We start from the raw sequence: 14,745 nt of genomic DNA, 5'->3' as shown, positions 1-14,745 counted from the left end.
AAAGGCTACCCTCCCCTGTGCCCCCGTGGCCAGGGGTGACGTACGGCCCCGAGGGGCCGCCGCCCTACTTGACCAGGTCGGCGCGCAGGTCGTCCAGGACCGCGTCGGCCGCGGTCACGCCGAGGCCCAGGTACCAGGTCTCGTCCGGAACGTCCTTGGCGTGGCCCTTCTTCACGGCGTCGAGCTTCTTCCACAGCGGGTTCTTCTCAGCGGCGGCGCGGCCGGTCTTCTTGGCGTCGCCGTAGACGCCGGTGAAGATCCAGTCGGCGTCGGCCTCGTCGATCTTCTCCGGGCTGATCTCCGTGGCGAGGTCGTTGACCTGCTGGTTCTTCGGGCGGGGCAGGCCGACGTCCTCAAGGATGGTGCCGATGAACGAGGCCTTCGCGTACAGCCGGATGCGGTCGGGCATGTACCGCAGCATGGTGATGGTGGGCTTGTCGGCGCCCAGCTCCTCGCCGAGGGCCTTCGCCTTCTTCTCGTACGCGCCCAGCTCGGCCTTGGCCTCGGCGGTCCTGTCGAGCGCGGCGGCGTTGAGGAGGTAGTTCTCCTTCCACGTGAAGCCGGGGCGCACGGAGAACACGGTGGGGGCGATCTTGGCGAGCTGCGGGTAGAGCTTGGCGGCGCGCAGCTCGCTGCCGAGGATCAGGTCCGGCTTGAGGTTCGCGATCGCCTCCAGGTTGAGGGCGTTGATGGTGCCGACGTCCTTGGGGCTGCCCGCGGCCTTCTTCAGGTAGCCGGGGACGCCGTCGTCGCCCTCGGTGGGCGCGTAGCCGACGGGCTTGACGCCGAGGGACACGACGTTGTCCAGCTCGCCGACGTCGAGGACGACGACCCGCTTGGGCCGCTGCTTCAGCTCGGTCCTGCCCATGGCGTGCGTGACGGTGCGCGGGAACTGGCCGGGCTTGGCGGCGGTGCCCATCCTCGCGGTCTTCTCGGCGGCCTCGGCGAAGTCCTTGCCGCCCTGGGCGACGGACTTGCTGCCGCCGCTGTCGGCCTTGCCGGACGCGCCGGAGTCGCTGTCGCCGCAGGCGGACAGGGCGAGCGCGCCGGCCACGGCGAGGGCGAGGGCGGCGGTGCCGCGGCGTCGTATGGACATCGGTACTCCCGGAGGACGTGCACTTAGGTTCGCCTAACCATAACGCTGCTCTCAGCCAGCACATCCACCCCCGCGTTCTCAGGCGAACCGGGACATCGCCACACGTACGTATGAAACGGGCCGCCTCGGTTGCCGCGCGCTCGGGCGCGAAAACTAGCGTCACGCCCGGAGGTGACCCCGATGACAGCCCCCGTGCTCGAACCCCCGCCCCCGGCTCCCGTCCCCGCGGCGCTCCTCGGCGCCCCGGGACGCGTCGGCGGGGCGGAACCAGGACGCATCACCGCTGACGGCGCGTACGCGGCCCGCCTCGTACGGGCCGACGGGTGCTGGTACCCCGAGCGCTGGACCCTGGACTGCGCGGAGCCGTACGCCGTGCCGCTGGCCGGGCACCAGCCCGAGGAGCCCGGTACGGGCGTGCTGCCGCTGGCGGACGGGCGCGTCCTGGTGCACCGGCGCGCGGCCGGGCGCCACGTGTTCGCCCTGCTCTACCCGACGGGCCCCGACACCGGGGAGGTGCCGCTCGGGAGCGTCGAGTGCGCGGGCGCCGAGCTGACCCTGCTGCCGCCCGCGCCCCGCGGGAGTCACGCGTACGCGCTCGCCGCCGGGCCCCGCTCGACGGCCGTGTGGCTGGTCGCGGGCGGCTCCTTCGGCCCCGAGCACCTCGCGGAGATCCCCGGCCGCTGCACCGGCGGTGTCTGGTTGGACCGGACGAACCGCATGCTCGCCGTCGACCGGGAACTCGACGGGTGCGTCAAGACGGTGGCCGTCGACCTGGAGCGCGGCGGCGAGGTGTCGCCGCTGCTCCAGATCGCCGACGGCAGCGACGACCGGCTGCTCCTCGCCGACGCCGACAGCGGCCTGCTCCTCATCCGCTCCGACGCCCCGGGCGAACCGCGCCTGGGCTGGGGGGTGTTGGGCAGTACGCTGCCGGTCCGCTTCCCCGAGTGCCTGCGTTTCCCGGGGCGTTCGGTGACACCGTTCGCGATCCAGCCGGGCCAGGTCCTCACGCCGGAGGCGTGCGCGGTGGCCCTGTGGGCCCGCCCCGACGGCCCTGACGGCCCCGACGCGGCGCCGGACCTGCTCGCGTGGCGCCCGGCGGAGCGGCGTACGCACCAACTGGCCACCCCCGAGGGCTGGTTGACGGGCCTCGGCTTCCTGACCGCCGCCGGGGTGCTGCGGCTGCCGTACGCCAGCGGGGCCGTGCCGTGCGGGGTGGCGGGGGTGGAACCGCCACCGCGGGAGGCTCGCGCCGCCGGGCCCCGCGGTGGTGAGGGCGGGTCCGGGGGCCGTGGCGGCGTCCCCCGGGCCGCCCGGCCGGTGCCGCTCCAGCAGGCGCCCCTCGGGGGACGCGGGCGCGGCGGCTAGACTCGCCCGCCTGTACGAAAGATCGTTGCTACGGGGTGAGTTTCACAATGAACGACAGCAGTACGGATCTGGCTGCCGACCCGCGGGAGCCGGTGTCCCTCGACGGGGGCCTCGCCGGGGGCGTCGCCGCTCCCGGGGCGGGGCGGCACCGGGGGCCGGTGGCCGAGCACGACGAGGAGGGAGCGCCTCGGGGGCGGCACCGCCGCCAGCCTTCGACTGACTGAGCGGCTCCCCTCCGGGGGTGCCGCGGAACCTCCAGCGCGGGCGGCTTCGCGCTCCCGCGCTCGCTTCTCCCACCCGCCGCCTTTTCAGGCGGCGGGTGGGAGATAAGCCCGCCCGGCGTTTGAGGGCGAGGCGCGAAGCGCCAACGAAGGGGGAAAGGGGCGAAGCCCCATCCGAACGCGGGGCCTGGGGGCGCGGGTGGGCGAAAAGGCCGCCGGTCAGCCGGAGTGGCGCAGAGACAGGATCTCCCGCGCCGCGAACGTCTCGTTCGCGGGGCGTCCGGCGAAATAAGGGGACAGCGCCTCCTCCAGCTCCCCCACGCTGAACACCCCCTTCGCCGTCTCGAACACCGCCGCAACCCGGGGGCGCTCCACCACCGCCACGATCCCCCCGTGCACGACGAGCACCTGCCCGTTGACCCGCCCGCCCGCGGGGGACGCCAGATAGCCGACGAGCGGCGCCACGTGCTCCGGCGCCAGCGGGTCGACCTCCCCCGCCCCCGGCTCGGCGAACCCGCCGAAGACGTCGGCGGTCATCCGGGTCCTGGCGCGCGGGCAGATCGCGTTGGCGGTGACCCCGTACTTGGCGAGGGCGAGGGCCGTGGACGTGGTGAGCCCGACGACGCCCCCCTTGGCGGCGGCGTAGTTCGGCTGCCCGGCCGACCCGGCGAGGAACGCCTCCGACGAGGTGTTCACGATCCGCCCGTACACGGGCGCCCCCGCCGCCTTGGCCCGCTCGCGCCAGTGGGCGGAGGCGAACCGCGTCGTGTTGAAGTGCCCCTTGAGGTGGACGCGGATGACCGCGTCCCACTCCTCCTCGGACATCGAGAAGACCATGCGGTCGCGCAGGATGCCCGCGTTGTTGACCAGGATGTCGAGCCTGCCGTACGTGTCGACGGCCAACTCCACGAGCTGGCGGGCCTGTTGGTGGTCGGCGACGTCACCGCCGTGGGCGACGGCCGTGCCGCCCGCCGCGCGGATCTCGGCGGCGACCTCCTCGGCGGGCGCGGCGGAGGCCGCGCCGCTGCCGTCGCGGCCCGGCTGCCCGTGGTCGTTGACGACGACGGCGGCGCCGAGCCGCGCCAGCTCCAGCGCCTCGGCCCGCCCGAGCCCCCGGCCCGCGCCGGTGACGACGGCGGAGAGGCCCGCGAGCGGCGGGGTGGGCGAGGACGCCGACGCGGATACCGGTGTCGGTGACGATGGCGTACGGGACATACGGAACGTGGTCCTCTCCGCGAGACGGGACGAGAAGAGACGGCGACGCCGACGCCGACGGCGCCGGAACGACGAGCGCGGCCTCACAGCCGCACGCACGTCCGCAGCGCCGCCCCCGACCGCATCTGCTCCAGCGCCTCGTTGATCTCGGCGAGCGGCACCCGGTGAGTGATCATGTGCTCCAGGTCGACGCGCCCGGCGCGCCACAGGGCGATGGCGGTCTCGTAGCCGCGCAGGACGTCCCCGCCGCCGTACAGCGACGGCAGGATGCGCTTCTCGTCGAAGAACAGCTCGAACATGTTGAGCCGGAGGTGGTCGTCGAGGGCGCCCGCGCCGACGACGCACAGGGTGCCGCCGCGCCGCGTGGCCTCGTACGCCGTGCGGGCCGTGGCGGACCTGCCGACGACCTCGAAGACGTAGTCGAAGCCCTCGCCCCCGGTGGTCCGCTGCTTGGTGTCGTCGAGGGCGTCGGGGGCGACCGCCTCCGTCGCGCCGAAGCGCAGCGCGGCCTCGCGGCGGGACGCCACCGGGTCGACGGCGACGATCCGCGCCGCGCCCTTGAGCCGCGCGCCCTGGATGACGCTGACGCCGACGCCGCCGCAGCCGATGACGGCGACCGACGAACCGGCCGTCACGTCGGCGGTGTTGAGGGCGGCGCCCAGGCCCGTGGTGACGCCGCAGCCGATGAGGGCGGCGACGTCGAAGGGCACGTCGTCGGGGATCGGCACGGCGCAGCCCGCGTCGACCACGACCTCCTCGGCGAAGGCGCCGGTGCCCGCGAAGCCGAAGACGTCGCCGTCGCCGCGCCGGAAATTGGGCGTGCCCGCGTTCAGGAAGCCCGCCAGGCACAGGTGGGACTGGCCGCGTCGGCACGCGGGGCAGGTGCCGCAGGCGGGCAGCCAGCACAGCAGGACGCGGTCGCCCGCCGCGAGGTGCGTGACGCCGTCGCCGACGTCGAGTATCTCGCCCGCGCCCTCGTGCCCGGGGACGAACGGGGCGGGCTGCGGCAGGGTGCCGTTCATCGCGGAGACATCGGAGTGGCACAGGCCCGCGGCCCGCACCCGGATCCGCACCTTGCCGGGGCCGAAGCCCACCGCCTCGACGTCGTCGAGCACGTCGAGCTTGTCCTGGCCGGTCTCGTGCAGTACGGCTGCGCGCATGGCGGTCCGCTCCTCTCGGCTGGCTGACGGTGGTTCAGGCGTGCTCGACGACCGTGTCGGCCAGGACCGGCGCGTCGTCGCGCTCCGGTGCCGTGACCGCCACCTGGACCCGGCCCGGCGTCTCCCACAGGCCGACGCGCAGGGTCTCGCCGGGCAGGGCGATCCCGGCGAAGCGGGTGCGGTAGGCGCGCACCCGGGTCACGTCGCCGCCGAGGACGGTGTCGACGACGGCCTTGAGCGTGATCCCGTAGGTGCACAGGCCGTGCAGGATGGGCCGGTCGAACCCGGCGAGCTTGGCGAACTCGGGGTCGGCGTGCAGCGGGTTCCAGTCGCCGGACAGGCGGTAGAGCAGCGCCTGGTCGGGGCGGACGGGGCGCTCCACGGTCCGGTCGCAGGGCCGGTCGGGCGCGTCGAGCCGCCCGGAGGGGCCCCGCTCGCCGCCGAAGCCGCCCTCGCCGCGCACGAAGAGCTGGGCCTCGCTGGTCCACAGCGGGCCCTGGTCGTCGGTGACGTCGGAGCGCAGGACGAGGACGGCGGCCTTGCCCTTGTCGTACACGGCCGCGACGCGTGACGCCGCGGTGGCCTCGCCGCTCGCCGGGATGGGGCGGTGCAGCGCGAGGGACTGGCCGCCGTGCAGGACGGCGGCGAGGTCCACGTCGATGCCGGGCGCGGACAGGCCGCTCATCATGCCCATGCCCGCGCCCGCGACGGTGGCGAAGCTCGGCAGGACGTGCAGCCGGGACTCCAGGGTGTAGCGCAGCTCGTCGGGGTCGGTGGCGGGGTCCGCCTTGTCGGGGTTGGCCCCGGCGCCGATGCCGAGGTGGTAGAGCTGGACGTCCTTGTGGCCCCAGCGGATGCCCGCGCGGCGGGGCGGGGCGGCCAGGGCCTTGGCGGCGTCGATGGGCATGGCGGCGGCTCCTCACGGCGGGCGGCGGCGGGGCGGGCGAGGGCGGTGCGTGCTCCTGTCGCGGCGGGGTCGGCCCGGGCGGCCCGCCCGTTCCGGGCCGTGCGCTAGAACGCGTTCTAGGGCCGACGGGTCCCTGTATAGCCCAGCGCCCGGCACATGGGAAGAGTGCTGACGCCACGTCAGATCTTGTCGCCGTCCTCCGCCGCTCCCCGCCACCCATGACATTCGTCCTGGTCACCTCGGTACGGGTGGACCTGCCGCGGCCAGGCCGTCCTGCGTACCGTCGAGGAGTCCGGGAGTCCGGAGCAAGGCCCGGAGAGAACGTGGAGGGGACACCATGCCCGCACAGCGCGAGGTCACCTGTCGGCCGTACGGACCGCTCGCGGCCCGCGGCGCCTGGCGCGCCGCCTGGTCGCGGCGGTCGGCGGACCGGGAGGAGCGCCCGCGGGCCGCGTGGGACGGCGAGGTGCCGCCGGGCCCGCCCAATGGCTTCGCCCTGCTGCCCTGGCTGCTCATGGGCCTGGGCGCGTTCTCGCACCTGCTCCAGGGGCGGACCCCGAACCCGGTGGTGGGCGGGCTCGGCCTGTTCGTCTTCAACTCCCTGTACGTCGCGGTCGCCTTCCGCGCCTTCGACAAGCGCAAGCGGACGGCGCCCGCCACGTACGCGGCGCTGGTGGCGATGGGCGCGCTGACCGTGGGCCTCGCGGCGGGGTACGGCGGCACGTGGCTGATGTTCTTCCCGCTGCTCGGCCTCGCCGTGGGCGCCGTGGTGCGCGGGCGCTTCCTGGGGCCGAACGGCCTGGCCCTGAGCGCGCTCGCGGGCGCGGTCGCCGGGCTCAGGGAGGGCTGGGACGGGGTGAACATCGCGTACGGCACGTTCCTCTCGACGATGGTGACGGCGGCGATCCTGTCGCTCTCGGAGGCGGTACGGGACCTGCGGGCGGCCCGCGAGGAGCTGGCGCGGCGCGCGGTCGACGAGGAGCGGCTGCGCTTCTCGCGGGACCTGCACGACCTGCTCGGCCACACCCTGTCGGTGATCGTGGTGAAGTCGGAGGCCGCGCGCCGCCTCGCGCCGCGGGACATGGCGGCGGCCCTGACGCAGATCGACGACATCGAGTCGGTCGGGCGGCAGGCGCTCACCGAGATCCGCGAGGCCGTGACCGGCTACCGCGAGGGCTCGCTCGCCACGGAGCTGGACCGGGTCCGCGACCTGCTCGACGCCGCCGGGGTCGAGGTCTCCGTACGCCGGTCGGGACCGCCCCTCGGCCCGCGCCCGGCGGCGCTGCTCGGCTGGGTGGTCCGCGAGGCCGCCACCAACGTGGTGCGGCACGCTCGGGCGAGCCGCTGCGAGATCGAGATCACCGGCGGCCCCGAACGGACCCGCCTGGTGATCACCGACGACGGCCGCGGCGTAGGCTCGACCCCGCCCGGCAGCGGGCTCAGGGGCCTCGCCGAACGCCTCAGCGCGGCGGGCGGCTCCCTGACCTGCGGCCCGACCCCGCACGCGGGCTTCCGGGTCACCGCCGAACTCCCGACGACCGAGACCGGCCCCGCGGCGGCGGGGGCCGCCGCCAAGGAGCACAGCACATGATCAGAGTCCTCCTCGCCGAAGACCAGGGCATGCTGCGCGGCGCGCTCGCGCTGTTGCTCGGGATGGAGGAGGACATCGAGGTGGTCGCGCAGGTCGCGGCGGGCGACGAGATCGTGCGGACGGCGCTGACCTGCCGCCCCGACGTGGCGCTGCTCGACATCGAGCTGCCGGGGCTGAGCGGGCTCGACGCGGCGGCCCTGCTGCGGGACGAGTGCCCGGACTGCCGGGTGCTGATCCTGACGACGTTCGGCAGGCCCGGCTATCTGCACCGGGCGATGGCCGCGGGCGCGGCCGGGTTCCTGGTCAAGGACGGGCCGGTGGAGGAGCTGGCCCAGGCCGTCCGGCAGGTCCTGCGCGGGGAGACGGTGATCGACCCGGCGCTCGCCGCGGCGGCGCTGAGCGCGGGCCCGAGCCCGCTGACGCCCCGGGAGACCGAGGTCCTCGGGGCGGCGGTGGACGGCGCGACCGTCGCCGACATCGCGGCGCGGCTGCACCTGTCGGAGTCGACGGTGCGGAATTACCTGTCGGCGGCCATTGGGAAGACGGGGACCCGGAATCGGATGGAGGCGGTGCGGGAGGCTCGGCGGCAGGGGTGGCTGTAGCCCGCCGGTGGGTGGGGCACCGCCCGGGGGCCACGCCCCCGGACCCCCCTCATCGGCCTTCGGCCTCGTCCTCAAACGCCGGACGGGCTGGCACCCTTGCCGACCGGGTTCTTCCGTTCCCGCGGCATCCACGCCACCACCAGCAGCGCCGCCACCACCAGGAAGCCGCCGCCCCACAGGAACGCCTGCGCGTAGCCCTCGGCGAGGGCCGCGTCCCCCGGCCGCTCCCCCGTGCGCGACGCGGCGACCGTGGACAGGACCGCGAGGCCCAGCGAGCCGCCCATGGTGCGGGAGGTGTTGATCAGACCGGCGACCAGGCCCGCGTCGCCGGGGTCCGCGCCGCTGGTGGCGAGCGAGGCCAGGGGGGTGTTGGCGAGTCCGGCGCCCAGCATCATCAGGATGCCGGGCAGCATGATGGAGGTGACGTACGCGCCGTCGGCGTCGAGCACCCGCCACTGCCAGGCGTAGCCCGCGGCGGCGACCAGCACGCCGAGGACCGTCACGGAGCGGGCGCCGACGACCCGCATCAGGCGGGGCGCCACCTTGGAGCCGACGACGACGCTGATCGAGCTGGGGATCAGCGCGAGCCCGGCCTCCAGCGGCGTGTAGCCGAGGACGTTCTGGGCGTACAGGGTCATGAAGAACCACATCGCGAACATGCCCATGCCGCACGCGAACATCGTGGCGTTCGCCGCCGACACCGACCGCACCCGGAACAGGCCGAGCGGCATCAGCGGCGCCTTCGCCCGCGCCTCCACCGCCAGGAACGCCCCGATCAGCGCGAGGCCGACCGCGAGCGGCAGCAGCGTCGCGGCGGCCGTCCAGCCCTCGACCTCGGTCTGCACGATGCCGTAGGCGAGCGTGGCGATGCCGCCCGTGACCAGCACGGCCCCCGGCACGTCCAGGCGCCGCGCCCCCGCCGCCCGGCTCTCGCTGATCCAGCGCAGCGCCGCCGCGAACACCAGGACGCCCACGGGTACGTTGACCAGCAGCACCCAGCGCCAGGAGAGCCCGTCGGTGAGCACCCCGCCGACCAGGCCGCCCGCCGCGCCGCCCCCGGCGCCGACCGCCGACCAAGTGGCGATGGCCCGCACCCGCGCGGGCCCCTCCGGCACCGCCGAGGTGAGGATGGTCAGCGTCGACGGCGCGAGCACGGCGGCCCCGAGGCCCTGCACGGCCCGCGCCGCGAGCAGCTGCCAGCCCTCCTGCGCGAAGCCGCCCGCCAGCGAGGCCAGCGTGAAGAGGCCGAGCCCCACCAGGAACATCCGCTTGCGCCCGAACAGGTCCCCGGCCCGCCCGCCGAGCAGCATGAACCCGGCGAAGGCGATCGAGTACGCGTTGACCACCCACTGCAACCCCGTGGGGCTGAGCGCGAGGTCGGCGCGCATCGAGGGCAGCGCCACGTTCACGACGGACACGTCGAGGACGACGAGGAACTGCCCGGCGCAGGCGGCGGCCACGACGAGCCAGGTGGGGGCGCGGAGCGCCGGGATATCGGGGTGTCGGTGGGGGCCTGAAGCATGGGCTCCATGCTGACAGGCGACGTGTGCGCAGTACATCGGAAATAAGGGGCAGGAAGGGCGGGCCGCGAGAAAGGCAGGCCTCGGCCCGGGGACCTAGGCCGAAGGGCGGGGGCCGGTGAGCAGGGTCACCACCGCCGCGCCGCCCAGGCCGATGTTGTGCGCGAGGCCCAGGCGGGCGCCCGGGACCTGCCGGGCGCCCGCCTCGCCCCGCAACTGCCAGGTCAGCTCGGCCACTTGGGCGAGGCCGGTGGCGCCCAGGGGGTGGCCCTTGGAGATCAGACCGCCGGAGGGGTTCACCACCCAGCGGCCGCCGTAGGTCGTCGCGCCGGACTCGACGAGCTTGCCGGACTCGCCCTCCGCGCACAGGCCGAGGGCCTCGTACGTGATCAGTTCGTTGACGGAGAAGCAGTCGTGCAGCTCGATCACGTCGGCGTCGGTGACGGCGGTGCCGGACTCCTCCTCGACCCGGCGGGCGGCCGCGCGGGTCAGGGGGCGGCCGACGGCGTCCAGGCAGGAGCCGGAGGCGAAGGACGCCTCCGTGTCGGTGGCCATGGCCTGCGCGGTGATCTCCACGGCCCGGCCGGTGAGGCCGTGGCGGTCCGCGAAGCCCGCCGAGGCCACGACCGCCGCGGCGGCGCCGTCGGAGGTGGGCGAGCACTGGAGGAGCGTGAGCGGGTCGTGGATGGCCTTGGCCGCGAGCACGTCCGCCACCTCGTACGCGGTACGGAACTGGGCACGCGGGTTCGCGGTGGAGTGCCGGTGGTTCTTGGCGGCGACGGCGGCGAGCTGGGCGGGCGTGGTGCCGTACGCCGCCATGTGCTCGCGGGCGGCGTTGCCGAAGATCTGGGCGGTGGGCGGGGACGCGGCGAAGCCGTGGCGGGCGGCCATGACGCCGTAGTGCCGGGCCACCGGGGACGTGGCGAGGTCGCCGCCGTCGCCGCCGAGCGCGCCGCGCCGCATCTTCTCGAAGCCGAGCGCGAGCACGCAGTCGCTGGCGCCGCCCGCGACGAGCTGCCGGGCCAGCATCAGGGCGGTGGCGCCCGTCGCGCAGTTGTTGTTGACGTTGTAGACGGGCACACCGGTCAGGCCCAGTTCGTACGCGGCCCGCTGCCCGGCCGTGGACGCCTGGAAGCAGTAGCCCGCGACGACCTGGTCGACGCGCTCGTACGGGACGCCCGCGTCGGCCAGGGCGGCGGTGCCCGCCTCCCGCGCCATGTCCCAGTACTGCCAGTCACGGGTCCCGGGCTTCTCGAACCTCGTCATGCCGACGCCGACGACATGGGCCTGGCGTGCCTGCATCCGTGCCTCCCGGGGAGCGGCCGTGGGACGGGACGACGACAGGCTAGAACACGTTCCAATCTGACGGAAGGTCAGATGCAAGGTCGGACGCAAGGTCGGACGCAAGGTCAGACGGAAGGCCGGGCAGAAGGCCGGGCAGAAGGCCGGACGGAGGCCGACCGCCGGGCACCTCTACGGGCGGTCAACGGAAGGTCAAGCCTTCCTCTGGTTCGACGGACGTCGGAATAGTCGCCCCGGGTGACAAGTTCATCTTGCACGTACTGGCACCACTCTCCCCTTCCAGGAGGCCGCACGCACATGTCCCCTGCGACGACCCGTCCCGACGGCGGCCGCGGCACCCGCGGCGTCGTCCCCGTCCTCGCCTTCGCGGGCATCGTCGTCGCCGTGATGCAGACGCTGCTCGTCCCCGTGATCAAGGACCTGCCGACGCTGCTCGACACGGCGCCGTCCAACGCCACCTGGGTGATGACCTCGACGCTGCTCGCGGGCGCCGTCGCCACGCCGATCATGGGCAGACTCGGCGACCTCTTCGGCAAGCGCCGCCTGCTGCTCGCCAGCCTCGCCGTCATGGTCGTCGGCTCGCTGATCTGCGCCGTCACCGACCAGTTGCTGGTGATGATCACCGGCCGGGCGCTCCAGGGCTTCGCCATGGGCGCGATACCGCTCGGCATCGGCCTGATGCGCGACACCCTGCCGCGCGAGCGGCTCGCCTCCGCGATGGCCCTGATGAGCTCCTCCATCGGCGTCGGCGGCGGACTCGCCATGCCCGCCGCCGCGTTCGTCGCCCAGCACGCCGACTGGCACGCGCTGTTCTACGGCGCCGCGGGCCTCGGCGCGGTGTCGATCGCGCTCATCCTGGCGCTCGTACCGGAGAGCGAGGTGCGCGCGCGGGGGACCTTCGACGTGGCGGGCGCGCTCGGGCTCTCCCTCGGCCTTGTCCTCTTCCTGCTCCCGATCACCAAGGGCACCGACTGGGGCTGGAGTTCGGGCCTGACCCTCGGCCTGTTCGCCGCCTCCGCCGTCGTGCTCGGCCTGTGGGGCGTGCTCGAACTGCGCCTCAAGGCGCCGCTGGTGGACCTGCGCACCACCGTGCGGCGCGAGGTGCTGCTCACCAACATCGCCTCCATCATGGTCGGCGTCGCCTTCTACGCCATCTCCCTGGTGCTGCCCCAGCTCCTCCAGCTGCCCACCGCCACCGGCTACGGCCTCGGCCAGTCCATGGTCGTCGCGGGCCTGTGCATGGCGCCGCTCGGCCTGACGATGATGCTGATGGCACCGGTGTACGCGCGCCTGTCGACGGCGTACGGACCGAAGGTCACGCTGATCCTCGGCCTGCTGATCATGGCCATCGGCTACGGCGCGGGCCTCGGCCTGATGAGCGCCGCCTGGCAGACCGTGGTCATCTCGGTGGTCGTCGGCGGCGGCATCGGCCTCGCCTACTCCTCGCTGCCCGCGCTGATCGTCGGCGCCGTCGACCCGTCCGAGACGGGCGCGGCCACCGGCCTCAACACCCTGATGCGGTCCGTCGGCACGTCGGTGTCGAGCGCCGTCGTCGGCATGGTGCTCGCCGACACCGCGGACCACGTCGGGCCTGTCGCCGTCCCCACCATGGAGGGCTTCCGGTTCTCCTTCGCCATCGCCGCGGGTGCCGTCGCACTCGGCTTGGCGCTGGCGCTCTTCCTGCCGGGGCGCGGGGGTGGCGGGGCCGTGGGTACGGGGGTCTTGCGGGCCAGCAGTGAGGAGGATGCCGCGGTCGCGCGGACCGCGAGCGGTGCCTACCGGGACTAGGCGGTGCTTCAGGGGGTGCCCCGCTGGGCCGTCCGTCGTGTGCGGCCGCGTCGTGGCTGGGCGCGCCGTTCCCCGCGCCCCTTCGGGGCGCTGCCTTGAGCCGCGGGGGGGCGCGTGCTCCTTCGGGGCGCTTCCCGCACCGGTGCGGGGCGCGTGTACGTTCCGTACGTACACGTGTGCCGCTCAGCAGGAGGAACCCATGCCCCAGGCCCCCAAGCCGGAGGTCGTCGACGCCTTCGAGGCGGCGAAGGGGTTCATGCCCCGGCACGAAGGGCTCGCCCTCTACGCGGCGGCGGTCGAGGCGGCGGCGCTGGGCCTTCCGCTGCTTGAGGTCGGCACGTACTGCGGGCGCTCCACGATCCTGCTCGCGGACGCGGCCCGCGCGGCCGGTGTGAGCGTGATCACGGTCGACCACCACCGGGGCAGCGAGGAGCAGCAGCCCGGCTGGGACTACCACGACCCGGAGACGGTGGACCCGGAGGTGGGCCGCATGGACACCCTGCCCACCTTCCGGCGCACCCTGCACAAGGCGGGCCTCGAAGACCACGTGATCGCGGTCGTGGGCCGGTCCCCGCAGGTCGCGCGGGTCTGGCGGGGGCCGCTCGGCCTGGTCTTCGTCGACGGCGGCCACACCGACGAGCACGCGAGCGCGGACTACGAGGGGTGGGCGCCGCACGTGGCCGAGGGCGGCCTGCTCGTCATCCACGACGTGTTCCCCGACCCGGTCGACGAGTGGACCGGGCAGGCCCCGTACCGGATCTACCTCAGGGCCCTGGAATCCGGGGCGTTCACGGAGATTTCGGCCACCGGTTCCCTTCGCGTCCTGCGCCGAACGGGCGCGGGGCACTGAGGGCGCCGCTAGGCTCACCCCGTGTCGTACGCAGGTCCGGACAGTCATCCACCGCGCCCGCCCCGCCGCTTCCGCGGCGGGCGCCCCCTGGCGGTCGCCCTCGCCGTGCTCGCGCCCGCGACCCTCGCGGGCTATCTGATCCACGACGCGTCGAGCGGCCCGGAGGACAGCGGGCCCGCGAGCACGCTCGCGTCACCGAGCCGCTCGGACCAGGGCTCGCCGTCGAAACCCACGAAGCCCACGAAGTCCACGGAGTCGGCGAAGCCGTCCCCCTCGAAGGAGCCGGGCAAGCCCAGCAGTTCCGGCAAGCCGGACGCCCCCCACGACGACCACAAACCCGCGAAGCGGCCGTCCGGCGGGCGCCCCGCCCCCTCCGGCCCCCTCAAGGGCAAGGTCGTCGTGATCGACCCCGGGCACAACGCGGGCAACTTCCGGCACACCGCCGAGATCAACAAGCCGGTGGACATCGGGACGAACACCAAGGAGTGCGACACCACCGGCACATCCACCAACGACGGTTACACGGAGGCCCAGTTCACCCTGGACCTCGCCCACCGGCTGCGGGACCTGCTGCACCAGCAGGGCGCCACGGTCAAGCTCACGCACGACGGCGACCGCCCGTGGGGCCCGTGCGTCACCGAGCGCGCCCGCATCGGCAACGCGGCGCGCGCCGACGCGGTCGTCTCCCTGCACGCGGACGGCTCGGCCGTGGGCAACCGCGGCTTCCACGTCATCCTGCCCGCGAAGGTGCGGGCGGGCGCCGCGGACACCACCGCGATCGTCGGCCCGTCCCGCGACCTGGGCGAGCGCGTCGCGGGCACGTTCCTCGCCGCGACGGGCAGCGCCCCCTCCAACTACGTCGGCGACGGCACCGGCCTCACCGTCCGCCGCGACCTCGGCGGCCTCAACCTCTCCAAGGTCCCGAAGGTCTTCATCGAATGCGGCAACATGCGCGACCCGAAGGACCGCGCCCTCCTCACCAGCCCCACCTGGCGCCAGAAGGCGGCCCGGGGCCTCTCCACCGGGATCGGCGGCTTCCTGGCCAGGTGAGGACGGATGTACCGGCCAGGTGAGGACAGATGCGACAGGCCCCCGAAGGCAAGTCGTGACGATCCCGACGCCGTCGCG

Annotated in this window: 13 protein-coding genes; 7 read left to right on the top strand and 6 right to left on the bottom strand. The window is 74.4% G+C overall.

Translation table 11 applies throughout. From position 1 onward, the window contains the following. Positions 1-64: 64 nt before the first annotated feature. Positions 65-1,096, bottom strand: a complete 1,032-nt coding sequence (locus ACOBQU_RS27665; protein ID WP_423630577.1) for an ABC transporter substrate-binding protein — start codon at positions 1,094-1,096, stop codon at positions 65-67. A 180-nt stretch (positions 1,097-1,276) separates the two neighbouring features. On the opposite strand from ACOBQU_RS27665, the gene ACOBQU_RS27660 reads away from it, so the two are divergent. After that, complete coding sequence (locus ACOBQU_RS27660) at positions 1,277-2,461, top strand: hypothetical protein (RefSeq protein WP_423630575.1); 1,185 nt, start codon at positions 1,277-1,279, stop codon at positions 2,459-2,461. A gap of 47 nt (positions 2,462-2,508) precedes the next feature. Beyond that, positions 2,509-2,685, top strand: a complete 177-nt coding sequence (locus tag ACOBQU_RS27655) for a hypothetical protein (protein ID WP_423630573.1) — start codon at positions 2,509-2,511, stop codon at positions 2,683-2,685. 216 nt (positions 2,686-2,901) lie between these two features. Here ACOBQU_RS27655 and ACOBQU_RS27650 read toward each other — a convergent pair whose 3' ends face one another. From ACOBQU_RS27650 to ACOBQU_RS27640, 3 genes are all read right to left on the bottom strand, one after another. Next, on the bottom strand, positions 2,902-3,897 hold the full coding sequence (locus tag ACOBQU_RS27650; protein WP_423630572.1) for a 3-oxoacyl-ACP reductase: 996 nt from the start codon (positions 3,895-3,897) through the stop codon (positions 2,902-2,904). A gap of 83 nt (positions 3,898-3,980) precedes the next feature. Next, positions 3,981-5,057, bottom strand: a complete 1,077-nt coding sequence (locus ACOBQU_RS27645; RefSeq protein WP_423630570.1) for a Zn-dependent alcohol dehydrogenase — start codon at positions 5,055-5,057, stop codon at positions 3,981-3,983. Positions 5,058-5,091: 34 nt separating this feature from the next. Next, positions 5,092-5,964, bottom strand: coding sequence for a MaoC/PaaZ C-terminal domain-containing protein (locus ACOBQU_RS27640; RefSeq protein ID WP_423630568.1), 873 nt, complete (start codon positions 5,962-5,964; stop codon positions 5,092-5,094). A 337-nt stretch (positions 5,965-6,301) separates the two neighbouring features. Between ACOBQU_RS27640 and ACOBQU_RS27635 the strand changes: the two genes are divergently transcribed. Further along, positions 6,302-7,555, top strand: a complete 1,254-nt coding sequence (locus ACOBQU_RS27635; RefSeq protein WP_423630566.1) for a sensor histidine kinase — start codon at positions 6,302-6,304, stop codon at positions 7,553-7,555. Beyond that, positions 7,552-8,157, top strand: a complete 606-nt coding sequence (locus ACOBQU_RS27630; protein ID WP_423630564.1) for a response regulator — start codon at positions 7,552-7,554, stop codon at positions 8,155-8,157. Before ACOBQU_RS27635 ends, ACOBQU_RS27630 begins: the two co-directional genes overlap by 4 nt. 71 nt (positions 8,158-8,228) lie before the next feature. On the opposite strand, the gene ACOBQU_RS27625 is transcribed toward ACOBQU_RS27630, so the two are convergent. Then, the gene (locus ACOBQU_RS27625) at positions 8,229-9,617 is read right to left on the bottom strand and encodes an MFS transporter (protein ID WP_423630562.1); all 1,389 of its coding nucleotides are present in this window, start codon (positions 9,615-9,617) and stop codon (positions 8,229-8,231) included. Positions 9,618-9,773: 156 nt separating this feature from the next. Then, entirely contained in the window at positions 9,774-10,979 is a 1,206-nt protein-coding gene (locus tag ACOBQU_RS27620) for a thiolase C-terminal domain-containing protein (protein WP_423630560.1), read from the bottom strand. A 297-nt stretch (positions 10,980-11,276) separates the two neighbouring features. On the opposite strand from ACOBQU_RS27620, the gene ACOBQU_RS27615 reads away from it, so the two are divergent. From ACOBQU_RS27615 to ACOBQU_RS27605, 3 genes are all read left to right on the top strand, one after another. Next, positions 11,277-12,767 (top strand): MFS transporter, encoded by a 1,491-nt coding sequence (locus ACOBQU_RS27615; protein WP_423630558.1) that lies wholly within the window; start codon positions 11,277-11,279, stop codon positions 12,765-12,767. A gap of 199 nt (positions 12,768-12,966) precedes the next feature. Continuing rightward, the gene (locus ACOBQU_RS27610; protein ID WP_423630557.1) at positions 12,967-13,617 is read left to right on the top strand and encodes a class I SAM-dependent methyltransferase; all 651 of its coding nucleotides are present in this window, start codon (positions 12,967-12,969) and stop codon (positions 13,615-13,617) included. 21 nt (positions 13,618-13,638) lie between these two features. Beyond that, the gene (locus ACOBQU_RS27605; protein WP_423630555.1) at positions 13,639-14,667 is read left to right on the top strand and encodes an N-acetylmuramoyl-L-alanine amidase; all 1,029 of its coding nucleotides are present in this window, start codon (positions 13,639-13,641) and stop codon (positions 14,665-14,667) included. Positions 14,668-14,745 lie beyond the last annotated feature (78 nt).

It is taken from the genome of Streptomyces sp. G45, from assembly GCF_049542095.1.
Taxonomy (GTDB): Bacteria; Actinomycetota; Actinomycetes; order Streptomycetales; family Streptomycetaceae; genus Streptomyces.
The sequence above is the reverse complement of the archived record's forward strand: the minus strand, read 5'-3'. Positions and strand labels throughout refer to the sequence as shown.